Origin of the sequence: Pseudoduganella rhizocola, assembly GCF_045984285.3 — a bacterium.
Classification (GTDB): domain Bacteria; phylum Pseudomonadota; class Gammaproteobacteria; order Burkholderiales; family Burkholderiaceae_D; genus Rugamonas.
In genome coordinates this window covers 437,446-459,705 of sequence record NZ_JBJQIK030000004.1, presented here as the reverse complement: position 1 = coordinate 459,705, position 22,260 = coordinate 437,446, and the positions used below count along the sequence as shown (strand labels likewise).

Below are 22,260 nucleotides of genomic sequence, written 5' to 3'. Positions count from 1 at the left end.
TCAGAAGCGGTAAGCCAGCGCAGTGGATACAGTCAGATTGGTCGGCCGCTCTGCGAGCGGGCTGTGTTTCGCATCTCCCAGCAAACGCGTGGCCTGGATGCCGCTTGTCAGCATCCAGGCCGGCGTGAATGTCCAGTTCCAGCGTGCGCCTGCGCGCACGTCCTGCAAACCGCCGCCCGATGCGTACATCAGGTTGATGCTGCGGTTCGCTTCGTCTTCGCTCACCCCGAAGTAGGCCTGGCTATGGGCGCGGTTCACCACGCTGACGCCCGCCGACAGCGACAGCGTGTGCTGCGGCGCCAGCTGCAGCGCCAGGCGCTGCACGGCCAGGTGCGCGCGCAGGCCATTGCGCGCGTTGCCCGAGCCATACAGCAGGTTGCCCGTGAGCCGCCACTGCGGGTTCAGGTACAGGTTCAGGAAGCCGCCGGCCAGCACGCGGCGGCGCAGCGGCTCCATGCCGGCCAGCCGGTTGCCGGCCGGTTCCGGCTCCGCCTCATAGCCATCCTCCGCCAGGCGCGCGGGAGGCGGCATCCAGTCCGGTACCGGCAAGGTAGCGCCGGGGCCGCTGCTGCCGCCCGATCCATCATTCACCGTGCCCAGCCGCAGCAGGCGGGTACCGGACTCGTCGCGGCCGGGCGCCAGCGCCAGCAGGGGCCCGTATTCGATGCCCGGGCGGGACGACAGGTGCATGCCAGCGCTGAGCCCGGACACAAAAATGCCGTTGCTCCATTGGAACTGGAGCACCGGCAGGGCAGTCGTGCGGCGGCTGTCCGCGCCCTCGTAGCGGGGAGCGGACTGGACGCCAAGTCCCAGATACATGTCCCGGCTTCCGTCAGGCATCGGATTGGCGGCCGGTGTCTGGGCCAGCGCCAGCTTGCTCAGTCCGGCCAGCGCCAGCACACACACTCTTGACATATTGACATCTTGAAATATCGAATGTCTGCCATTCTATCCGGCTTACGGCCGGCGCGTCAGTTGCGCTCACGAAACCGTGCGCACCGCCACTTCCACCGGATCGTCGCTGCGCTCGATCATGATGAGGTGGGCAGGCGAGCTCAGCGCTTGTGGGCAGACTGTCCCGGGTGCCGGCAGGCGGTCGATGCGGGTGACATTGATCACGCGGCCACTGCGGTACAGGTTGCTCAGCGTGGTCGAGTAGCAGCCGTTCGGCTTGCTGCCCGCGAACACGGCCACCACCATGAACTTGTTGAAGTCCACCACCGGCTCCGGCAGCGCGGGCATCACATTGCGCTTGTGCTGGGCCCACAGCGCGGACCAGCTGGCCGCGTCCTTCACCACCACGGTCTGCGGCGCCGTCACGCCGGAATTGTTGTCCAGGTCCAGGCTGCTGAACGCGAGGTGCTCGGGCGTGATGCTGACGAAGTCCACCGCGCCGTCCACCCGGTCCACCACGGCCATGCTCATCGGCGCCACATTGGCCTGGGTGCAGATGGCCACCGTCATCAGGGTGCTGATCTCGTATTCGATGGTCATCTGGCGGCCTTCCTGCACCACCTTGGCGATGGACACCGAGCGGCAGCCGACCGGCTGGGCGCCGGTGAAGACGCCGACTACCATCTTGCGGGCGAAATCGATCTTCGGCAGCGGCTGGGCCGGGCTGCGGCCGAGGAAATGGGCCGTCCACAGGCGCTCGAAGCTGGCCGCATCGCGGATCACCACGTTCTGCTTGATCGTCACGCCCGAGTAGTCGTCCTGCAGGATGGGTTCGAAAGCGACCGGGCCGGGCTTCGGTGCGAAGCTCAGCACTTCAACCTTGTGGGCAGCGCCGAGGCCGAGGTCGGCATCGTCGAGGTGTTTGGAAATCGTGTCGAACATGCTTCGGTAACTTTCGTCGGTGCAGCTGGTACGCGGCCCGGCGATCGTATCGCTACTGGCGCACAGCAGGTTGCCTGGAAGAAGGCCGAACAGGGAGAGCCCCCGGCCATTGTCGGCACAGCTGCCGGCGCGGTCCCACAGGACCTGTTTGCCGTCGATCACATACAGCCGGTTACGCTGGTCGGCGCACTGCGCCTCGCGTGCCAGACTGATGAATTCATCGCGGGCCGGCGCACCGGGGTGCGGCTCGCCCACTGCAATGCCTGGTCCACCGGACGCCAGCGGAGGCGTAGGGGCGGCGCCTCCGCCACCGCAGGCCGCCAGGAGCAGCGCGCCGAGCAATGGCAAAGCGTTAATAACCGGTTCAATCTTGCTCATAGAACACTCCTGTGATGAGACTATTCATCTTAGTCAGCGCCCCCGCACCAATCCACCGCGAGATGTACCCTTTTTGTCATAAATTTGTCTAGGCAGGTTTTGGCCTGCCTGCTTCTTATACAATGGCAACATGAACCGCCTGTTTTTCCGATTCTTCATCCTCGTGATGCTGTCGATCAGCGTGGCTGCGTTCATTGTTTATTTCACCATTAACCGCCTCTTCGGCGACCCCCTGGAATCGATTGCGCGGCGCCAGGCCGCGGCCCAGATCTTTCTTCTGGAACAATATGTCGACCAGGCCCCGGCCGACGAGTGGCTGGACCGCCTGAACAAGGTGCGCGAGGTGTCCGAATCGCGCATCGACCTGGTGCCGATCGCGATTGCCCGCAAGAGCCTGCCCGAGCAGGAACGCGAAGCGTTTGAACGCGGCGAGGTGGTGATCGACATCCCCAACAAGGCCATGTTCCGCCGCGTGGACCTGACCGGCGACAAGTACATCGGCAGCAACGAGGAAGCGATCCACGCCCAGGATTTGCCGATCGATATCGGCGTGGCGCTGAAGGTGGAGGCGGTGCGCTACCTGATCGTGGCGCTGGCCCTGCTGATCCCCATCGGTTTCTGGTCGCGTTCGCACTGGAAAGGCCTGCAGGTATTGATGCGGGTGGCCGACAAGTTCGGCGCCGGCCAGCTCAAGGCGCGCGCCCAGATGCAGCCGGGCGACAGCATTTATCCGCTGGCGGAACGCATCAACCATATGGCGGACCGCATCGAGACCCTGCTGGAATCGCAGCGCAGCCTGCTGCACTCGGTGTCGCACGAAATCCGCACCCCCATTGCCCGCCTCGAATTCGCTTTCGAGCTGCTGCACGACACGGTGCAGGACAATGTGCTGGAGAAGCGCATCGGCAGCATGCAGGGCGACCTCACCGAGCTGAAGAGCCTGGTCAACGAACTGCTGGGCATGGCGCGCATGGACAGCGACCAGCCGCTGCGCTACGAAACCTTCGATGTGACGGAAACGCTGCGCGCCTGCGCCAACACCTTGCCGCCCTCCGCCGTCTCGCTGGATGTGGCGGTGCCCGACGGCATGGGCAGCTATTACGGCGACGCGCGCCTGCTGCAGCGCGCCACCGGCAACCTGCTGCGCAACGCGCAGAAATACGCCAATGCCCGCGTGGCGCTGTCGGCCTGGCGCAAGCTGGGCGGCGTGACCATCATCGTCGATGACGACGGTCCCGGCATCCCGGAAAGCGAACGCGAAAAGGTGTTCGAACCCTTCTACCGGCTGGACCGCAGCCGCGACCGCAATACCGGCGGCTTCGGCCTCGGTTTATCGATTGCGAGCAAAGCCGTCTCGCTGCATGGCGGCACGCTCAAGATCGAAACGTCACCCCTCGGCGGTGCGCGTTTCCTGATTACACTGCCCGCCGCCTGAGCTAATTGCTTACCGTCATCGCCCCGCTTGAGCGAACTCAAGCGTGCGCTTGCTTGCGCTGGCGATAGCGCAGCGCGCGGCACACACTCTTCCCAGGCGCTTTCATTCACACACCTGAGGAGGATCGGTATGAAAATCATCCATGTCCTGTGCGGACTGCCTTTGCTGGGGCTGCTGTCCGCCTGCTGCAATCCGCCGCTGGTGGCGACCGTCGATGTGCCGGCCCTGCCTCAGCAAGCCTCCAACTGGTGCTGGGCTGCCAGCGGCCAGATGACCATGCGCTATTTCGGCCAGAACATCGCGCAATGTACCCAGGCCAATAACCGCTTCGGCCTCAGCGGCTGCTGCAACAACAACGGCGGCAGCTGCAATAACGGCGGCTGGCCGGAGTACGAAAAATACGGCTTCACCGCCACCCAGACCGCCGACACGGCGCTGACCTGGGCCCAAGTGCGCTCGCAGATCCATTGCTGGAAGAAGCCGGTGGCCTTCAGCTGGCACTGGAACGGCGGCGGCGGCCACATGATGGTGCTGAAGGGCTATATCACGCTCAATAACGTGCAGTACGTGGATGTGAACGACCCGCTGCCGCACACCAATCTGCAAACGCTGTCCGGCGGCACCGAAACCATCATGACCTATGCGCGCTATGTGAGCGATACCGGGCATACGCACTGGAACGACTACTACAACATCACTTATGGAGGACGCTGATATGCGCACGCTACCTTTCGCCTGCATGCTTGCGGCGGCCTGCCTGCTGAGCGGCTGCCACAGCATGCCTTTCGACCCCAGCCCGGACAGCGGCAGCAGCCAGCCACGGCCGTCCACTACCCAGGCCGAAGCAGCCCAGGCCGGGCTCAGCACGCTGGGCCAGCTGGTCAATGACAGCAACTACGCGCGGCTGGGCTTCAACTCGCGCGACGAGGTGCGCCAGGCCACGCTGGGGGCGCCGCTCGCCATCTATCATGTCCGGCTCGATTCGCTGCGCGAGATGGCGGTCGACGGCAAGCCCGATGCCCTGCTCAATGAAGCGCGGCGCAGCCTGTACCCGGTGCAGGTGGGCGAGCGGGTGGCCTGTGCCGTGTTCGTCGGGCAGGCGGCCGATGGCTGGCGCGCCACCGATATGGGCAACCCGGCGGTGGCGCGCGCGGTGACGCGCTACCGCAGCGATGAAACGGACATGATCGTGCACGTGCCGGCCCTGCAGGCCTGGTTCATCGGGCGGCGCGGCGAGGGCGGGCTGATGCTGACGCCGGTGTTCGAGGACAACCGGGTGGACTGGAAGCCGGGCGTGGCCCTGCCGGCCGAGCGGGTGTTCCAGACGCTGCGCAAGCTGGCGCAGGACTACAACGGCTTGCCGCAGTAGAGCCGGCGGCGCGGGGCCTCAATGGCCCTGCGCCGCAGCCTCCGCCGCCGGGCCTTCGTGGACGATGCGCTCGTATTCCGAAATCACCTGGGCGCCGAACAGCAGCAGGGTGGCGCCGATTTCCAGGCTGAACATGACGACGATGGCCGTCGTCATCGAGCCGTACACCACGTTCACCTGCGACAGCGTGGAGAAGTACCAGACCAGCACGTGGCGCGCGATCTCCCACAGCAGCGTGGCCGTTACGCCGCCGATCAGCGCGTGCTGCCAGGACAGGCGCCCCACCGGCATCACCATGTAGATCGAGCTTAGCAACAGGATCTCGCCCGCAATCCCCAGCATGTACAGCAAGGCGCCCGACAGCCCCTGCAGCGACCACGCAATGCCGAACAGGCGCACGCTCTCCGCCCCGATCACCTGCAGGCTGCCCGCCACCAGCGTGACCACCAGGGCGCCGATGCCCAGCGACAGGATGTAGCAGTATGGCAAGATGGCCGAAATCAGGTAGTGCCGCCGCCGTACCTCGATGCGGTGAATGAAGATCACGCACATGGCGCTTTCCAGCACGCTGAAGGCGAGCGAACTGAAGAACAGCATGGTCAGCACCAGCAGCCAGCCCACCAGGTCGCGGTGCTCCAGGAAATGCGCGACTTCGTTGACGATCGCCTTCGACTGGCCGGGCACCAGCCATTCCAGGTAGTGGCCGATGGTGTCCAGCAGCTCGGCAGGATCGATAATGTGCGACAGCGCCACCACCACCAGCATCAGCAGCGGCACGATGGACAGCAGCGAATAATAGGCGACGGCCCCGGCCAGCAGCAGGCCCTGGTTGGCGCGGAAACCCTTCAGGCAGCGCAGCGTGAAATCCAGCGGATGGCTCAGCACCAGGCTGACCGCCTTGCGGTTGAGTATGGGCATGGCGCCATTCTAGCGATGGCGCGCCGGGCATGACGCCCGGCAGGATCGTCAGCTGACGGCCGTTTCCAGCAGGGTCAGGGTCTGGCGTTCCGTGTCCAGCGTGGCGCGGATGCCCATCGGCAAGGTGAACTGGTTGCGGATGTGGCCGAAAGAATAGCCGGTGACGGCGGGAATCTTCAGCGGCGCGAGGTGCTGGTCGGTGGTTTCGTTCAAGGTCAGCGAAATCTCGTCCGGTTCCGCTTCGCAGTGTTCGAAGATGCCCAGCATCACGCCGGCCGCCTGGCTGAAGGGCTGGTTCATGTCCAGCTGCATCATCATGCGGTCCACGCGGTAGGGCGCCTCGTTCACCTCTTCGAGGAACAGGATGGCGTCCTTGTAATCGGCTGCGTACTTGGTGCCGGCCAGCGCCGCCACCAGGCAGAGATTGCCGCCCGTGAGGCGGCCGGTTGCGGTGCCGGGCACCACGGTGCGCAGCGCGTACTCCGGTTCTTCCTCGGCCTTGCGGCTGTTCTCCAGCGCCATTGGAATCACGTAATTCTCTTCCGGCCGCATCAGCACGTTCATCAGGTGCGTCATCGAGTACTCGGACTGCGAGGACACGGCCACCGGGCCGTGGAAAGTGACCAGCCCGGCAAAGCGGTTGATCGCCAGGTGCAGGGCCGTGATGTCGGAGTAGCCGACCAGGATCTTCGGGTTGTTGCGGATCAGCTTGTAATCCAGGTGCGGCAGCAGCTGCATCGCGCCGGAGCCGCCGCGGATGGCCCAGATGGCCTTCACTTCGGGATCGGCAAACATGCCGTGAAAATCTTCCAGGCGCTGCTGCCATAAGCCGGCATAGTTGCCGAACACGGCGCCCAGGTTGGCGCCCAGCTTGACCTTGAAGCCCTGGGCTTCGATATTGCGCACCGCCTTCTCGATGGAGGGGGCGTCGGTATGGCCTGCGGGCGCGATCAGGCCCACTGTATCGCCTGCCTGGAGGCGGGGCGGTTTGATCAGTGCCGGGGAAGCGTGCATGGATTTCTTGCGTTGAGGCGCCGCTGCCGCCGGAAGGGCGGCAGCGGCCAGGGAGGCCGCCATCAGGCGGCCAAAACTGCGTCGGCTGATCAGAAGAACTTGTACTTCAGATTGAAGGACAGGGAACGGCCGCGCGGATCGGCGACGCGTGGATCCCAGCCGGCGCCCACTACTTCATCCACGTTGTGCGCGGTGAATGGCGGATCGGTGTCCAGCAGGTTCTGGATGCCCACGGTGATCGTGGTGTTCTTGAAGCCGGTGTAGGTCACCGAGGTGTCGTACTTCATGTAGTGCTTCACATGCGGATCGAAACCGGCCGGCGGCGTACCCTTGCCGTTGTTCGGCACCTGGTCGTTGTAGCCCGAGGCATAACGCTGGGTCAGCAGGCCGCTCCAGTTGCCCTTGGAGGTGGTCAGCGTCAGGTTATGCTTCCAGCGCAGGTAGACGTCGCGGGTGTTGAAGATGCCCACCTGCTCCTTGTATGGCTGGCCTTCGAATTCGGCGAACTTGAAGCTGTCCATATAGGTGCCGTCCAGCACGGCGGAGAACTTGTAGCCGCTGAACTTGGTGTCGTAGCGCAGGCCCACGTCCACGCCGCGGGTTTTCAGGCCGGCCGCATTGATCCAGCCCGCTTCCACGTAGTCGATGGTGCCGTCAGCCTTGCGGATGATGTACTGGTTCAGGAACTGCCAGTTGTTCAGCACGTTCTGCGGCGTACGGTTCAGGATACGGTCCTTGATGTTGATCGCCCACCAGTCCAGCGAGGCCGAGAAGCCTGGCAGCGGCTCGAACACCACGCCCAGGGTGCCCTGCTTCGACGTTTCCGGACGCAGGCCCGGATTGCCGCCGGTGCGGTAGTTCAGGCGCGGAATCGACCACAGGTCAGGACGGTTCGGCTGCTGCTGCTGCAGCTGGAAGTCGGTAACGCCGTTCGGCAGTTCCTGCGACAGGCGGCCGGCATAAGCCTGGTAGAAGCTTGGCGCCAGGAAGCCTTCGTTGGCGGAGCCGCGGAACAGCAGCTTGTCGTTCGGCTGCCAGCGGAAGGCTACTTTCGGATTGGTGGTGGCGCCGATCAGGCTGTAGTTGTCGCGGCGGATGGCCAGCTGCACTTCCAGGTCCTTGAGGATAGGCACCAGCGCTTCGGCGTACACGGCGCGCACATAGCGCGACTGCTCAGGGAAGGGAGCATTGCCCGGCGACAGCAGGATCTGGGTGGCATCCACGTCCTGGCCGAAGGAATAGGTTTCCTTGCGCAGGTCGAAGCCCGCTGCCATCGACACGGCGCCGGCCGGCAGCCTGAAGACTTCACCGGAGATCGAGCCATCGAGCTGGGTCATGGTGGTACGGCCGTGCTGGAAATCACCGCGGTACTTGGTGCTTTCGATCGCGTCCATCGCGGCCTGGGTCTGGCTCTGGCCCGGCGCCAGCCATGGATTCACGATGCCACTGCCCAGCACCTGGTAGATCTTGCTGCTCCAGCCATAGCCGTCCAGCAGCTGCGTCTGGGTGGTGCTGGTCGATTTGGACAGGCCCAGTTTGTAGTCATACTTGTCGAACACGGTGCCGTCGAAGGCAATCAGCCCGCGCCAGCTTTCGGTCACATTGCCCTGGGTACGGTCGCCCCATGGCGTGGTACGCCATTTGTAGATGATGGGCTTGGTCTTGTCGTAGCTCGGGATGTACGCCGACAGGTCCTGGTAGTAAGGGCCATTGACCGGGTAGGCGCTGCCGTTGGACAGGGAGGTGGAGATCTGCACCGGCGTCAGCGAAGCGGTAGCGTCGGTACGGGAACCCAGCAGTTCGACGGTGGCACGGTGGTTGTCGTTGATCTTCAGGGTACCGCGCGCCACGGCATTGGTGCGCTCGACCGGATAGCTCATCACGTAGTCCGCACCGTAATCGTAGGCGCAGGAATACTTGGTACGCGCCGGCGCCGTAACGTCTTTCCACAGGTCGGTGGCGTATTGGGACATGCCGGGAATGCTGTCGCACTTGCCTTGCAGGCTCAGCAGGCCGGCCTGCAGGTAGGTGGTGTTGTCGCCCGGCATTTTGAAGCCGGTGCCCAGCGCGGTATTGGCGCCGGTCAGGATATTCGCGTACGGGGTGCCGGTGGTGTCCGGCGACAGGCCGCGCAGCGGCTGGTAGCCGTTGGCGAAGTCGCGCTGCGAGGACGACAGCTTGTCGTTGTTGTCATGGGTGATGGAGCCCATGATGTTCCAGCCGTCGGTCTCCACATTGCCCAGGCCGCCCAGCAGGGAAACCCGGCGCTGCATGCCGCCGCCCGCTTCGGTGCCGTTCAGGATGGTCTGCGCTTCCAGGCCCTTGTAGTCGGTCTTCAGGATGAAGTTGACCACGCCGCCGATCGCGTCGGTACCGTAGATCGCGGAAGCGCCGTCCTTCAGGATTTCCACGCGCTGGATGGCGCCCAGCGGAATCGAGTTCAGGTCGACTGCCTTGCCGGAGGCGCCGTGGTTGCCCAGGCGGCGGCCGTTCAGCAGCACCAGGGTAGCGTTCGGGCCCAGGCCGCGCAGCGAGGCGAAGGAGGCGCCGCCGGAGACGCGGTCGGCGTCGGCGCCGAACACGTTATTGCCGGAGGTCATGTTGTCGGCGCCGGTGCCGTTCGCCGCGATCAGCCGCAGCAGCGATTCGGTGTCGGTCACGCCGGACTTTTCAATGGTGTCGAACGTCAGGACCTGGACCGGCAGGGCGCCTTCCTTGGCCACACGCTTGATGCTCGAACCGGTAATTTCAACGCGCTGGATGGCGGCTTCCTGGGCCACAGCAGGACCAACGACGCCGATGAGCGCAATCAGTTGCGCCAGTTTCTTAACCTTCACGGGGCTCTCCCTTAAATTGATATCCGGACTTCTCTACCAGCCACAATGTCATGGCATTGCTTTATTTGTCCGTTTCAGGTTAGCGCGATGCAATTCTCGCTATCCAATGAAAATAGCAGCGCGGCCCATAACTTTTAGGAATGCAGCGGCTATTTTCGTCAGCGCGCTATTTTAGCGGCCCCTTGGCGCGCCTCAAGGTCCAGATCGAGATAGCGCCAATTGGTGAACTCTACGGGGTGGCGCATGTAGTTTTTTAGCCACGGTTGGCGGATATCTGCCGAGATTGGGTGGGTCAGCGGCACCCAGGGGTTATAGGCATGCAGCAATTGTGCCATTTCGTGGTAGAGCTTCTGGCGCTCGGGACCATCGCTCAGCTGCTGTGCTTTTTCGTAGCGCTGGTTAAATTCCGGCAGGTTGAAACGCGAATAATTTGCGCGTCCGGCGTTGCCGCCGTACAACAGTTGGTAAAAATTGTCGCCATCCGGGAAGTCGGCGACCCAGTTACTCTCGAACATCATCACCTTGCCGAGCCGGGAAGCCTTGATGATCTCGGTCTTTTTATCGCTACGGAAAATCACATTCAGGCCGATGGCGTTCAGGTTCTTGCGCCACAGCTCGTCGCGCAGGCGGCCGACGGTCGAACTCTCGCTGTGCATCACCAGCAGCAGCGGGCTGCCGTCCGGCCGGGTGCGGAAGCCGTCCTTGCCCAGGCGGTAGCCGAAGCGGTCCAGCAGGGCGCGCGCCAGGGCCGGGTTATAGGCAATCGGGCTGCGGTAGGCAGGGTCGTAACCCAGGACATTGGGCGGCAGCGGGCTCTGGGCCGGGAGCGCCAGGCCCTTCTTCAGCAGGGCCACATCTTCCGGGCTGTTATAGCCTAAAGCTATAGCCCGGCGCAGCGCGACCTTCTCCTTGCCGTAACCGCCGACCAGCGGATCTTCCATGTTCATCCACATGTAATAGGTCTGCAGCACGGGGAAAGGCGACAGCACCATGCCGCGCCGGGCCAGCTCGCGGCGCAGCACAGGCTGGCTGGAGGCCGGGTCGAGCACCATTTCGCGCATCGATTCCGGCACCTGCTCGATGTAGTCGAACTCGCCGTTCAGGAAGCCCAGCACGCGCGACTGGTATTCCTCCATGATCTTCACCTGCACGCCGTCCACCAGCGGCAGGCGTTTGCCTTCGAGGGCGGCCGCCAGCGCCTTGTTGGCCGGCGCCACATCGGCCCCCGCATGGAATACGAAGTGGTAGTCGCGGTTGGCAGCGAGCGTGATCCTGTCGCTGCGCTTCCATTCGGCTACCCGGAACGGGCCGCTGCCGACGGGATGGTTGCCGACCTGGCTGCCGTAGGCCTCGGCCACTTCGCGCGCTACGGCGCCGGTCGCCGGCAGGGCCATATAGAAGAGCAGGCTGGGGTCGGGCTTGTTCAGGCGGATGCGCAGCGTGTACCTGTCCACCGCCTGCAGGCCGGGAATCTCGGTCGCATAGCTGAAACTCTTCTTGTAGACCTCATCACCCAGCAGTTTGCCTTCGAACATGAACAGCCAGGGCGATTTCAGGGCGGGGTCGTACAGGCGCTTCAGGCTGTAGACGTAGTCGGCCGCCGTTACCTCGCGTTTGGCGTCCTTGAAGGCCGGGTCCGGCGCGAACAGCATGCCGGGCTTGAGCTGGAAGGTCCAGGTGGTGCCTGCGGCGTCCACCGTCGGCATGGCGCGCACGGCATTGGCCTGCAGCTTGACCGGTCGCGCCAGGTAGTCGTAGCGCAACAGGGGATCGAAAATATTTTCCAGCAGGCTCAGGCTGGCGAGGTCCGAGGCCACGGCGGGATCGAGGCCGGTTTCGCCGGTGGACAGCAGGGCCTGCAGCATCTTCGGCTCGGGCGCCCGGGCAGCGGACAGGGACGGGAGGGCCAGGGCGGAAGCCAGGGCGGCCGCGGCGGCGGCAAGTTTCCAGAAGCTCTTCATGGCGACGAGCATAAAGCAGGGCCGCGGGCCGCGCCAGAGCCCGCCGATGAATTCCGGCGGCCAGCTTATAACTTTTTCACATGCCCTACCCGCATTCTTTCATTCAGCGACGTATACTTTCGCTGCAAAATTGCTCTTCCACACTCGTTTCCGGGAATTCGCGCATGTCTCTTTCATATATCTGGTCAGGTTTCTTCCTGGTGGGCTTCGCGGCCGCGATTGCGCAATGGCTGTTCCTGGGCGATACCGAGATCTTCAAGAAGATCATCGACGGCACCTTCGAGACCGCGCGCATGGGCGTGATGGACATCGCGCTGCCCCTGGCCGGCGTGATGACGCTGTGGCTGGGCATTATGAATATCGGCGAGAAGGCGGGCGCCATCGGCTGGCTGGCCAAGGTGATCGCGCCCTTCTTCTCGCGCATTTTCCCCGGCGTGCCGAAAGACCACCCGGCCACCGGCCATATGGTGATGAATTTCTCGGCCAACCTGCTGGGCCTGGACAATGCGGCCACGCCCTTCGGCCTGAAGGCCATGGAAAGCCTGCAGACGCTGAATCCGAACAAGGATGAGCCGACCGACGCCCAGATCATGTTCCTGGTGCTGCACACTTCCGGCCTGACGCTGATTCCGCTGGCCATCATGGCGCAGCGCTCCATCATGGGCGCGGCCGATCCCTCGGATATCTTCATTCCCTGCATGATTGCAACCTATGCGGCTACCATTACCGGCATCATCGCCGTGTCGATCCGCCAGCGCATCAACCTGTTCGACCGCGTGCTGCTGGGCTGGATCGGCGGCATGACGGCGGCCATCGGCGGCGTGATCTGGTATTTCACACAGGTGCTGAGCCGCGCCGAAATCGAAGTGGTGTCCAAGGTGGTCAGCAATGCCATCCTGATCGGCGTGATTGCCACCTTCATCATCGGCGCCCTGCGCAAGCGGGTGAACGTGTACGACGCCTTCATCGAAGGCGCGAAAGGAGGCATCCAGACCTCGCTCACCGTGATTCCCTACCTGGTGGGCATGCTGGTGGCGATCAGCGTGATCCGCAATGCTGGCGTATTCGGTTTCGTGATCGACGGGTTTACCTGGATTTTCCGCGGCCTGGGCCTGAATACCGATTTTGTGTCGGCCCTGCCGACCGCGCTGATGAAGCCATTGAGCGGCAGCGGCGCCAAGGCCATGATGATCGACACCATGGCCACCTACGGCCCGGATTCCTTCGTGGGCCGCCTGGCGTGTATCTTTAATGGTTCGGCCGACACCACTTTCTACATCGTGGCCCTGTATTTTGGCTCGGTCGGCATCCGCAAAACGCGCTATGCGATATCCTGTGGCCTGATCGCGGACCTCGCCGGCGTGCTGACGGCGATCGGTGTCGCTTACGTGTTCTTCGGTTAAGGAGCTGGTATGAAGTTGCGCCGTCTTGTTCTCGCTACCCTGTTTGCTGCCTGCGGCCTGGCCCAGGCCTCGCTGCCGGAGCCGGTGGCAAGGCTGGCGGCGGCCGGCGGCATCCCGGAAGACGCGATCGGCGTGCTGGTCCTGCGCGGCGACAATGTGCTGGTAGCGAACCTGCCGGAACAGCCGCGCACGCCGGCGTCCACCATGAAGCTCGTCACCACCATGGTCGGCCTGGAAGAACTGGGGCCGGTGTTTCGTGGGCGCACTGAGTTGCGCAGCAGCGGCGACATTGTGAACGGCGTGCTGAAAGGCGACCTGATCCTGCGCGGCGGCGCCGACCCGGACTTCAATGAGGATGCTTTCGTGCACATGCTGGAGAAGCTGCGCATGCAGGGCATCAAGCGCATCGCGGGCGACCTGGTGCTGGACCGCCAGCTATGGCAGCCTTCCCGCCTGGACCTGGGCGTGGCGCCTTTCGATGAAGCGCCCGAGGCCTACTACAATGTGATTCCCGATGCACTGCTGCTGAACATGAATATGCTGCGCATCGAACTCAGCTCCGATGACAAGGCGCTGCGTTTCAACCACCTGCCCGCGCTGGAGCGGGTTTCCGTGCAGTCGGACATGACGCTGGTCGATGCCGACTGCGCGAAGTGGGAAGACGGGTGGAAGATTCCGAACTACTCGCGCAAGGGCGACCGCATCATCGTTGAACTGCACGGCACCTTCCCGCGCAACTGCAAGAAGGTCACGAGCATCAATGTGCTGGACCGCCAGGAATACGCGGCCCGCCTGTTCCGCAGCATCTGGACCCGGTTGGGCGGCAGCTTCGGCGGCAAGGTGCGCGATGTGGGTCTGGCCGAACACACGGCATGGATCGAACGCGCGGCCGCCTCGCACGCCGCCGGCGCTGCGCCGAAGGCGACTGCGGACGCCGACCCATCGGCGCCGCTGCCTGCAGTAACAGTGGGAGCGGGCCTGGCGCCGGACGGCACGCGCCTGCTGGCCGAGCATGTATCGCGCGCGCTGCCCGAGATTGTGCGCGACACGAACAAGCCTTCGGACAATGCGCTGGCCCGCACCATCTTCCTGAGCTTGGGCAGCCTGCAGCCTGACCCGGTGCTGGGCAGCCGTCCGCTGCCGGCCAGTACGCAGCTGGCGTTGCTGTCTGCCGCCGCACACGGATCTGGTGGCGCGTTGCCGGCTGCGGCCGGGGCCGCCGGAGCCATGGCCGCCGGGCCGGCCTCCGGCGCCGACGCGAACGCGGCTGCGGGACCGTTCCAGCCGGCAGCAACCGAGGCGACGGTAGCCGGCGGGGCCGTGGCGCCCGCCGCGTTGCAGCCTGTGCCCGCGTCCACGGCGGCGCGCGCTGAGCAAGTGGTGCGTAACTGGATGCGCCGCCATGGCATTGACGATACCGGCCTCGTGCTGGAAAACGGCTCCGGCCTGGCGCGCATCGAGCGCATCAGCCCGGTGCAGATGGCGGGCGTGCTGAAGGCCGCGCAGAAATCGCTGTGGGCGCCGGAGTTCCAGTCCAGCCTGCCGATTGTCGGTGTGGACGGCACCATGCGCCGCCGCCTGAAAGACAGTGTGGCCGCCTCGCGCGCCCGCATCAAGACCGGCACGCTGCGCGACGTGGTGGCAGTGGCGGGCTATGTGCCGGACGCCGACGGCAACCAGTGCATCGTGGTGGCCATGGTCAATCACGACCGTGCCGGCAACGGCATCGGCCGCGGCATCGTGGACGCCCTGATCGACTGGGTGGCGCACTCCAGCGCCACCATCCAGTAGCTTTATCCAGGCCCGGCGCTGCGCCGGGTCAGAGCACGCGGGTGTAGGTGGCGCGCACCTGGACGCGGTCGCCGCAGTCGAAGTGCCACCATTCGCTGTTGATGCCGACGAAGCCTGCGCCGGCCATGGCGTCGCGCAGCAGCTGGCGGTTGGCGACCTGCGCTTCGGTGAGCTCGCCGCGCGCCAGCAGCTCGCGCTCCAGCGCGGGATGCGAGCGTTCGGTGAGGTCGTCGAAGCCGGTGCCCATATCCAGCTCGGCGCCGGAAGGGTCGAGGATGGTGATGTCGAGCGCCATGCCGAAGGAATGGATCGACCCTTTGGCTGGATCGGCAAGGTACATGCGCAGCTCGGTGCCTTCCAGCGCATCCCACAGCTGCTCCTGCACGCGGTGCGGACGCAGCGCATCCAGCACGAGGAAGGAATAGCCCGGCTTGCGCTGCGCCAGCCAGGCCACGGCGCGCTCCAGCGCCGCCGCCGCGTCCACATGCAGCCAGGCGCAGTCCAGCGGCGAATACAGGTCGCGGCCGACAAAATTATCCGGCGTGGCATAGCGCAGGTCCACGCCGATGCCGGAGATGGTGCTCAGGTGGCGATACTCCGGGCTCGATGGAACCTGTTCGCTGCTGATGGTACGGGTCATGCAATTCCTTTTTCGAGACAGGCGCGCGCGGCCGAAGCGATGCTGTCGGCCAGCTGGCGCGCGCCATGCGACAGCGGCGAGTGGCCGGCCGTCAGCAGGTAGAGCTGGATCGGGATCGCCGGTTCCAGCGGCCGGCGCTGCACGCGGCTGGACAGCGCGGATGCGGCGGTGAAGGGATCCACCACCGCCATGCCGCCGCCCGCCTCCACCAGCGAACGGGCGATCTGGTAGGTCTGCACCACCGTGCGGAACACGGGATGCAGGCCTTGCGCCTCGCAGGCCGCCACCACCAGCTCGCCCAGCGGATCGTTGTCCGTGTGGCCGATCAGTTCGCCCGTCAGGCCCTCGGCCGACAGCGGCTTGCCTTCTTCATCGGCGCGCCAGGTGCCGGTCGGCGCCAGCACTGTCATCACGCCCTGCGCCAGCGGCTCGGCCACGATGCCGGGATGGCGCGGATCCTGCAGCGACAGGGCCAGATCCGCTTCGCCCAGGCGCAGCGTGTTGACGATTTCGCTGGTGTGGTGGGTGGCCAGCTCGCAGCGCGTGGTGGGAAATTCCTTGCGCCATTGCGTCATGGCCTGCGGCAGCACGCTGATGGCAATGGTCGGCGTGGATACGAGGCGTATGGTTTCGACGGCGCGCCCTTTCAGGCTGGCCGCGAGGCGGCGGATGCCCTGCAGGTCGCGGTTCAGCTTCTCGGTTTCGGCAAACAGGCGGTGCGCCTCCGGCTTCGGATACAGCTTGCCGCGCACCCGCTCGAACAGCGGCATGCCAAGCTGCAGCTCGCAGTGCTGCAGCACCTTGGTCACAGCCGGTTGCGAGATGTGCAAGACCTGGGCGGCGCCGCTGATGGTGCCGACCTGCATGATGGCGTGAAAGACTTCGATATGACGCAGCCGCATGGCTTCAATTCCTCATCCAGAACGCCGCAGCGAGCCTGCGGCACCAGCCAGAATAGGGGAAAGCGGGGCGCGATGCAATGGCGCGGCCCGCTTCCCCGGCTCAGGATTTCGGTGGAACCGTTCCCGCCACTGCCGCTACCGGTTTAGGCTGCGGCGCGGTCAGCACCTCCAGGATGGCGGCCGATTCCGCATCCGGCACACCGTCGTAGTTCGACTGGCGGTACTTGGTCTGGAAGGCCACCAGCACGTTGTAGGTGGCCTTGTCCATCACGCCGGTCTGCGGCACGGCATAGCCATGCTGGGCCAGCTTTTTCTGGAACCAGGCGGCATCCGGCACATTGTTCTCGAACTGCGCGCGGGCGGCAGCCACGGCATCGGCCGCAGGCCACTGGATCAGGCCGGCATCCGCCAGCTGCTTCCAGGGGAACAGCGGCCCCGGATCCTGCTTGCGCTGCGGCGCGATGTCGGAGTGGCCGAGAATATTTTCCGGCGCCACCTTGTGGCGCGCCACCAGGTCCTTCAGCAGCGGGATCAGCTGGTCCATCTGCGCCTGCGGGAAGGGGAAGTAAGTGCGCTTGCCGTCCGGCGTTTCGGTGAAGCCCGGATTGACGATCTCGATGCCGATGGAGCTGTTGTTCAGGTTGCTGTACGACTTCCAGCTGCTCACGCCCGCATGCCAGGCCGAGTTTTTCTCATCCACCAGGCCGTACATCTTCGGCTTCTGCTCGTCCGTCAGCAGGTAGTGGGCGCTGACTTCCTTCTCCGTCAGCAGCATGATGGAGCGCGGCAGGTCGGACACCGTGTAGTGGATCACGATAAAGCGCACACGGCTGTTCTGGCCCTTGGATACCAGCGAATGGTCGATCACCGGGCCGCTGGGCACGGTGGCGCAGCCGGTCAGGATGGCGGCGAGGGAAGCGAGCAGGATCTTTTTCATGGACGTCTCAATCAGTGTTGGAATCAGTTCGTCAGCCGCGCCGCCATGCGGGCAGCGGCGGCATGGGGCCGTGCAGTCTTCTGCTGCATCGTAATGCCTTCAGCGAGCTCGGCGCGCATGGTCGCGGCAATCATGGGGTGCAGCTCGGCCGCGCGGCCCGCCAGCACTACCGGGCGCGGGCCGAAGCGCGACACCAGCGCCATGGCCAGCCGCGCCAGTTCGCGGCCCGCCTGCTGCAGGATGGTGCGCGCCGCCGCATCCGCTTCCGCCGTGCGCGCAACCGCCAGCGCCAGCTGGCCGATTTCACCGCGTTCGCGCGTGTAGATGAAAGCGCGCGAGAAAGACCAGTCGTCGCCGCCCACATGCTCGAATACCGCATGCGCCATCGGCGAATCGCGCCAGGCGCCGGGCGCCTCGTCCTCGCGGCGCCAGATGCGGCGCAGCGCTTCGCGCGCGATCCAGAAGCCGCCGCCGGCATCGTCCAGCACCACGCCGCGCCCGCCGGCACGGTGGAATTCACCATTGCCGTCGATGTAGGCCGCAATCGAGCCGGTGCCGGCATACACCAGGTAGCCTTCGCCCGGCTCGAAGCTGTCCAGATAGGCGATTTCGATATCGTTGCAGATCGAGATGGCTTGGGGCGGAACCGCCAGCAATTCGGACAGCCAGCCCACCAGCAGCTGGCTGTCGCCGCCGAAACCGGTGAGCCCGGCGCAGATGCGCTGCGGCTGGCCATGGGCCAGCACAGCCTGCGCCAGCTCCGCGAAAGTGGCGCGCAGGCGTTCGCGCCCGGCCGGATTCGCCAGCTGCAGCGCCGAGGAGCCGGCCACGCTGCCTTCCGCCAGCACCGAGCCGTCTGGCCGGGCCAGGGCCCAGCGGGTCTGCGTGCCGCCGGCGTCGATGCCGAGGCCCAGGTGGTTGGCGGTGTCGGTGTCGGTGTGCGGCATGATGCGATTACAGTTTGGCGGCGGTGCGCGCGCTTTCGTTGCCGAGACGGTCCACCGCCGAGATCACGACGGCGTGGGCCGGCTTGCCGTCCACGTCCGCCAGGATGATTTCCTTGCTGGCGCCGGAAGCCACGGTGAAATGCCACTCATCGCCGTAGCGCGCCCACACGGCATACTGTACCGCGTTTTTCACGGGCGCGAGCGTAACCGCCAGGCCGCTGCCGCCGCGCTTCAGCGTCACCGCGGGCGCCGCCGGCGCTTCGCTGCCCAGCCACGGCGTGGCCGGGACCAGGGCAGCGCTCGGATAGCGGGTGGCGGCCAGGCGCTTGCCGAAGCCGTTACGGTCCTGCATCAGCGAGATCATGCTGAAGTGCACATGGCCGGTGACGGCGGGACGCTGGCGCATCAGGTCGACCTGCTGCATCACCTCGTCCGGGCCGAAGGCTTTCGGCGAGCCGTCGTTGGTGCGGCTGGTGAAGAGGCCCGGCCAGATATGGCGGCCTTTCGGGTTCTGCGTGAGCCAGTAATCCATCAGCACCGGGAAGGACTGGGTCTTCATGGCGATGGGCCAGTACAGCTGGGGCACGAAATAGTCGAGCCAGCCTTTTTCCAGCCACAGTTCGGCGTCCGCATACAGCTTGTCGTACTGGCTGAAGCCGGTCACGCCGGGCGGGCGGCGGTCCGGACGGCCGATGCCGAAGGGGCTGATGCCGAAACGCACCCAGGATTTCTCGCGGTGCACATTGGTGTAGATCGCCTCGATCAGCTTGTCCACATTCTCGCGGCGCCAGGAAGCGCGGTCCAGCTTGCCGCCGGCCTGCTGGTAACGCTGCCAGGCGGGCTGGTCCGGGAAATCCAGCTCGGCTTTTGCGCCGCCACCATCCAGGGCCGCGCCTTCGCCGCCTGCCTTGGCGGTCGGCGCTTCGATCGGATAGGGATAGAAGTAGTCGTCGATATGCACGCCGTCCACGTCATAGCGGCGCACCACGTCGAGGATCACGTTCAGGGTCTGCTGCGAGGCTTCTTCCTCGGCCGGGTCCATCCACTGGAAAGCGCCGTACTGGCGCACCAAGTGCGGCTTGGCCACCGAGATATGGTCGCGCGAAGAAGCGGACTTGGCCGTCGCATGGCGTGCGCGGTAAGGATTGAACCAGGCGTGCAGCTCCAGGCCGCGCGCATGGGCCTGCGACACCCAGAACTGCAGCGGATCCCAGTCCGGCGAGGGCGCCTTGCCCTGCTGGCCGGTCAGGTATTCGGTCCACGGTTCCAGCGTCGAGGGATAGATGGCATCGGCGCTGGGACGCACCTGCAGGATGATGGCGTTCAGGTTCATCGCCTTCGCGCGGTCCAGGATGGCAATCGCTTCGGCCTGCTGTTTGGCCGTGCTCAGGCCGGGCTTGGTCGGCCAGTCGATATTGGCGACAGTGGAGACCCAGGCGGCGCGGAATTCACGCGGCGCGGCAGGCGGCTGCTCACCGGTGTAATGCGGCTGCTCCGGGGCCGGCGCCACCGCCGGGGCGGTAGGCGTGGTGGAGCAGGAACTCAGCAATGCAGCCATGACGGCGGCTGCGCCAGCGCTCAGAGTGAGCCGTTTTTTCGCGTTGAAAGCCAATTTGTCCCCGTTGTCGTTAGAAGCGCCGCATTGTAATCGCTGTGTCCGCTTACTTGCGCCCGAATGCCGGATCGATCTTCACCAGTGCCGTCATGGCAAAGGCAGGGATCGTAGCCAGGCAGGCCCAGATGAAGAAGTGCTGGTAGCCGAGCCACTGCTGGATCTGGCCGCTGGCCATCTGCGGCACCATCATGCCCAGCGCCATGAAGCCGGTGCAGATCGCGTAGTGCGCGGTTTTGTGCGGCCCGTCCGCCACCATGATCATGAACATCAGGTAGGAGGTGAAGCCCAGGCCGTAGCCGAACTGTTCCACCGCCACCATGGCCGAGATCAGCACGATATTCTGCGGCAGCACGGTGGACAGGTAGACGAATACGAGGCCCGGCACGTGGCAGGCAAAAGCCAGCGGCCACAGGCAGCGCTTCAGGCCGAAGCGCGCGATCAGCACGCCGCCCAGCAGGCCGCCCAGGGTCAGCGCGATGACGCCGACCGTGCCGTAGACCACGCCCAGCTCGGTATTGTCGAGACCCAGGCCGCCTTTTTCGGCCGGATCGAGCAGGAAGGGTACCGCCATTTTCAGCAGCTGCGATTCGCCGAGGCGGAACAGCAGCAGGAAGCCCATGATGACGAGGATGCCGTCGCGCTTGAAGAAGGAGGCAAAGGTGCCGAAGAATTCTTTCAGCGGATTGCCTTCGACATGCGCTTTCACGTCCTCGGCGGGACGCGGCAGCACGAAGAAGTGCCAGGCGCACAGCAGCACGAAGACCGCGCCCAGCACGCCGAACACCACGGCCCAGGCCAGGTGCGGGTCGCCGGTGCGGGCGATCAGGATGCCGGCCAGCGCCACCGCGCCGCCCTGTCCGGCGATATTGGCGAGACGGTAGAAGGTGCTGCGCACGCCGACGAAGGCGGCCTGCTCCTTCTGGCTCAGGCCCAGCATATAGTAGCCGTCGGCCGCGATATCGTGGGTGGCCGAGGCGAAGGCCATCAGCCACAGCACGGCCAGGCTCATCTGGAAGAAGGAGGGAAGATGGGTGGTGAAGGCCACCAGCGCCAGCGCCACGCCGACCACGAACTGCAGGGCCACCGTCCAGCCGCGCTTGGTGCCGAACATTTCAACTACCGGCGACCACAGCGGCTTGATGACCCAGGGCAGGTAGAGCCAGGAGGTATAGAAGGCCATCTCCGCGTTGGAGATGCCGATGTTCTTGTACATCACCACCGACAGCGCCATGACGGCGAAGTAGGGAATACCCTGGCCAAAATACAGGGTCGGAATCCAGACCCAGGGATTGCGTTGCGGCGCTCGTTCCATCACATCCTTTTTGTTGTGGTTGAGGCCAGGATGCGCACGGCGCGGGCGCTCAGGCCGTCAGCGCGCCGCGCACACTGCCCCTGGCGCTGGCCAGCAGGGTCTCCGCCTGCTGCACCGTGGTCTTTCTCAGCAGTGCGACGACTGCCACCTTCACATGATAACCGCACTGCTCCAGCGTGCTGCGCGCAGCGGCCTCGTCAGCGCCGGTGGCGTGCATGGTCAAGCGCACGGTGCGCGCGAACAGCTTGGCGTTGGTCGGCTTCAGGTCCACCATCAGGTTGCCGTACACCTTGTTCAGCCGCACCATGATGGCGCTGGAGATGGTGTTCAGCACGATCTTCTGCGAGGTGCCCGCTTTCAGGCGGGTGCTGCCGGAAATCACTTCGCTGCCGGTATCGAGGGTGATGCCCACTTCAGCCTCGTTGGCCACCGGGGCGTCCGTATTGTTGGCGATGCCGATGGTGAGGGCGCCCAGTTCGCGTGCCGCGTGCAGCGCCCCCAGCACATAGGGGGTGCCGCCGGAAGCAGCCAGCAGCAGCACGACATCGTTTGCGGTGGGGTTCAGGCTGAGCAGGTCTCTGGCGCCCTGCTCGCGGTCGTCCTCGGCGCCTTCCACGGCCACGAACATGGCTTTTTCGCCGCCGGCCAGCAGGGCCAGCGCGCGCTCATGCGGCCAGGAGAAGGTGGGATAGAGCTCCACGCTGTCCAGCACGCCGAGGCGGCCGGAGGTGCCGGCGCCCACATAGATCAGGCGCCCGCCCGCCTCGATGCGCGGTACTGCTGCGGTAATAGCGGCGGCAATGCGCGGCGTGGCGTCACGCACGGCCTGCACGGCATTGAACTGGTCGTCAACGAAGGCGGTAACGAGCTCGGTGACGGGGTATTGGTCCAGCAGGGCATGCTGCGTGCTGGGGGTTTCGGTTTTTAGCATCGCCAATCTTGATAATCTGGACACGACCAAACCA

General features: G+C 65.1%; 18 protein-coding genes. 5 read left to right on the top strand and 13 right to left on the bottom strand.

From position 1 onward, the window contains the following. Positions 1–915 (bottom strand): MipA/OmpV family protein, encoded by a 915-nt coding sequence (locus tag ACJRPG_RS12500; RefSeq protein WP_408000410.1) that lies wholly within the window; start codon positions 913–915, stop codon positions 1–3. A gap of 66 nt (positions 916–981) precedes the next feature. Continuing rightward, complete coding sequence (locus ACJRPG_RS12495; RefSeq protein WP_408000409.1) at positions 982–2,214, bottom strand: protease complex subunit PrcB family protein; 1,233 nt, start codon at positions 2,212–2,214, stop codon at positions 982–984. 130 nt (positions 2,215–2,344) lie between these two features. Here ACJRPG_RS12495 and ACJRPG_RS12490 point away from each other — a divergent pair, with 130 nt between their 5' ends. From ACJRPG_RS12490 to ACJRPG_RS12480, 3 genes are all read left to right on the top strand, one after another. After that, the gene (locus tag ACJRPG_RS12490; RefSeq protein ID WP_408000408.1) at positions 2,345–3,649 is read left to right on the top strand and encodes an ATP-binding protein; all 1,305 of its coding nucleotides are present in this window, start codon (positions 2,345–2,347) and stop codon (positions 3,647–3,649) included. 129 nt (positions 3,650–3,778) lie between these two features. Next, positions 3,779–4,363 carry a C39 family peptidase gene (locus ACJRPG_RS12485; protein WP_408000407.1) on the top strand — a complete coding sequence of 195 codons (585 nt, stop codon included), beginning with the start codon at positions 3,779–3,781 and terminating at the stop codon, positions 4,361–4,363. A 1-nt stretch (position 4,364) separates the two neighbouring features. Continuing rightward, the gene (locus ACJRPG_RS12480) at positions 4,365–5,018 is read left to right on the top strand and encodes a hypothetical protein (RefSeq protein ID WP_408000406.1); all 654 of its coding nucleotides are present in this window, start codon (positions 4,365–4,367) and stop codon (positions 5,016–5,018) included. Between the two features lie 18 nt (positions 5,019–5,036). Here ACJRPG_RS12480 and ACJRPG_RS12475 read toward each other — a convergent pair whose 3' ends face one another. The 4 genes from ACJRPG_RS12475 to ACJRPG_RS12460 all read right to left on the bottom strand — a co-directional run bounded on the left by ACJRPG_RS12475 (position 5,037) and on the right by ACJRPG_RS12460 (position 11,748). Continuing rightward, entirely contained in the window at positions 5,037–5,936 is a 900-nt protein-coding gene (locus ACJRPG_RS12475) for a YihY/virulence factor BrkB family protein (protein ID WP_408000405.1), read from the bottom strand. Positions 5,937–5,984: 48 nt separating this feature from the next. Beyond that, positions 5,985–7,013 (bottom strand): S66 peptidase family protein, encoded by a 1,029-nt coding sequence (locus tag ACJRPG_RS12470; RefSeq protein WP_408000404.1) that lies wholly within the window; start codon positions 7,011–7,013, stop codon positions 5,985–5,987. Positions 7,014–7,039: 26 nt separating this feature from the next. Next, complete coding sequence (locus ACJRPG_RS12465; RefSeq protein ID WP_408000403.1) at positions 7,040–9,787, bottom strand: TonB-dependent receptor domain-containing protein; 2,748 nt, start codon at positions 9,785–9,787, stop codon at positions 7,040–7,042. Between the two features lie 158 nt (positions 9,788–9,945). Then, entirely contained in the window at positions 9,946–11,748 is a 1,803-nt protein-coding gene (locus ACJRPG_RS12460; protein ID WP_408000402.1) for an ABC transporter substrate-binding protein, read from the bottom strand. A gap of 164 nt (positions 11,749–11,912) precedes the next feature. Between ACJRPG_RS12460 and ACJRPG_RS12455 the strand changes: the two genes are divergently transcribed. After that, positions 11,913–13,151, top strand: coding sequence for a spore maturation protein (locus tag ACJRPG_RS12455; RefSeq protein ID WP_408000401.1), 1,239 nt, complete (start codon positions 11,913–11,915; stop codon positions 13,149–13,151). A 9-nt stretch (positions 13,152–13,160) separates the two neighbouring features. After that, positions 13,161–14,942, top strand: coding sequence for a D-alanyl-D-alanine carboxypeptidase/D-alanyl-D-alanine-endopeptidase (locus ACJRPG_RS12450; protein WP_408000400.1), 1,782 nt, complete (start codon positions 13,161–13,163; stop codon positions 14,940–14,942). Between the two features lie 28 nt (positions 14,943–14,970). On the opposite strand, the gene ACJRPG_RS12445 is transcribed toward ACJRPG_RS12450, so the two are convergent. The 7 genes from ACJRPG_RS12445 to murQ all read right to left on the bottom strand — a co-directional run bounded on the left by ACJRPG_RS12445 (position 14,971) and on the right by murQ (position 22,232). Continuing rightward, positions 14,971–15,582, bottom strand: a complete 612-nt coding sequence (locus ACJRPG_RS12445) for a M15 family metallopeptidase (RefSeq protein WP_408000399.1) — start codon at positions 15,580–15,582, stop codon at positions 14,971–14,973. Next, the gene (locus ACJRPG_RS12440) at positions 15,579–16,484 is read right to left on the bottom strand and encodes a LysR family transcriptional regulator (protein WP_408000398.1); all 906 of its coding nucleotides are present in this window, start codon (positions 16,482–16,484) and stop codon (positions 15,579–15,581) included. The genes ACJRPG_RS12445 and ACJRPG_RS12440 overlap by 4 nt, the downstream gene beginning before the upstream one ends. A gap of 100 nt (positions 16,485–16,584) precedes the next feature. After that, positions 16,585–17,421: an N-acetylmuramoyl-L-alanine amidase gene (locus ACJRPG_RS12435; RefSeq protein ID WP_408000397.1), complete on the bottom strand. Its 837-nt coding sequence runs from the start codon at positions 17,419–17,421 to the stop codon at positions 16,585–16,587. Positions 17,422–17,444: 23 nt separating this feature from the next. Beyond that, positions 17,445–18,368 (bottom strand): N-acetylglucosamine kinase, encoded by a 924-nt coding sequence (locus ACJRPG_RS12430; protein WP_408000396.1) that lies wholly within the window; start codon positions 18,366–18,368, stop codon positions 17,445–17,447. Between the two features lie 7 nt (positions 18,369–18,375). Beyond that, entirely contained in the window at positions 18,376–19,926 is a 1,551-nt protein-coding gene (locus tag ACJRPG_RS12425) for a glycoside hydrolase family 10-like protein (RefSeq protein ID WP_408000395.1), read from the bottom strand. Between the two features lie 103 nt (positions 19,927–20,029). Then, positions 20,030–21,295 carry an MFS transporter gene (locus ACJRPG_RS12420; protein ID WP_408000394.1) on the bottom strand — a complete coding sequence of 422 codons (1,266 nt, stop codon included), beginning with the start codon at positions 21,293–21,295 and terminating at the stop codon, positions 20,030–20,032. A 49-nt stretch (positions 21,296–21,344) separates the two neighbouring features. Further along, entirely contained in the window at positions 21,345–22,232 is an 888-nt protein-coding gene (gene murQ, locus ACJRPG_RS12415) for an N-acetylmuramic acid 6-phosphate etherase (protein WP_408000393.1), read from the bottom strand. Positions 22,233–22,260 lie beyond the last annotated feature (28 nt).

Coding starts and splice junctions, on each gene's coding strand:
- ACJRPG_RS12495 (WP_408000409.1), bottom strand. CDS start 2,214: ATGAGCAAGATTGAACCGGTTATTAACGCTTTGCCATTGCTCGGCGCG.
- ACJRPG_RS12445 (WP_408000399.1), bottom strand. CDS start 15,582: ATGACCCGTACCATCAGCAGCGAACAGGTTCCATCGAGCCCGGAGTAT.
- ACJRPG_RS12460 (WP_408000402.1), bottom strand. CDS start 11,748: ATGAAGAGCTTCTGGAAACTTGCCGCCGCCGCGGCCGCCCTGGCTTCC.
- ACJRPG_RS12425 (WP_408000395.1), bottom strand. CDS start 19,926: ATGGCTGCATTGCTGAGTTCCTGCTCCACCACGCCTACCGCCCCGGCG.
- ACJRPG_RS12440 (WP_408000398.1), bottom strand. CDS start 16,484: ATGCGGCTGCGTCATATCGAAGTCTTTCACGCCATCATGCAGGTCGGC.
- ACJRPG_RS12420 (WP_408000394.1), bottom strand. CDS start 21,295: ATGGAACGAGCGCCGCAACGCAATCCCTGGGTCTGGATTCCGACCCTG.
- ACJRPG_RS12455 (WP_408000401.1), top strand. CDS start 11,913: ATGTCTCTTTCATATATCTGGTCAGGTTTCTTCCTGGTGGGCTTCGCG.
- ACJRPG_RS12485 (WP_408000407.1), top strand. CDS start 3,779: ATGAAAATCATCCATGTCCTGTGCGGACTGCCTTTGCTGGGGCTGCTG.
- ACJRPG_RS12435 (WP_408000397.1), bottom strand. CDS start 17,421: ATGAAAAAGATCCTGCTCGCTTCCCTCGCCGCCATCCTGACCGGCTGC.
- ACJRPG_RS12475 (WP_408000405.1), bottom strand. CDS start 5,936: ATGCCCATACTCAACCGCAAGGCGGTCAGCCTGGTGCTGAGCCATCCG.
- ACJRPG_RS12480 (WP_408000406.1), top strand. CDS start 4,365: ATGCGCACGCTACCTTTCGCCTGCATGCTTGCGGCGGCCTGCCTGCTG.
- ACJRPG_RS12450 (WP_408000400.1), top strand. CDS start 13,161: ATGAAGTTGCGCCGTCTTGTTCTCGCTACCCTGTTTGCTGCCTGCGGC.
- ACJRPG_RS12500 (WP_408000410.1), bottom strand. CDS start 915: ATGTCAAGAGTGTGTGTGCTGGCGCTGGCCGGACTGAGCAAGCTGGCG.
- ACJRPG_RS12490 (WP_408000408.1), top strand. CDS start 2,345: ATGAACCGCCTGTTTTTCCGATTCTTCATCCTCGTGATGCTGTCGATC.
- ACJRPG_RS12470 (WP_408000404.1), bottom strand. CDS start 7,013: ATGGCGGCCTCCCTGGCCGCTGCCGCCCTTCCGGCGGCAGCGGCGCCT.
- ACJRPG_RS12430 (WP_408000396.1), bottom strand. CDS start 18,368: ATGCCGCACACCGACACCGACACCGCCAACCACCTGGGCCTCGGCATC.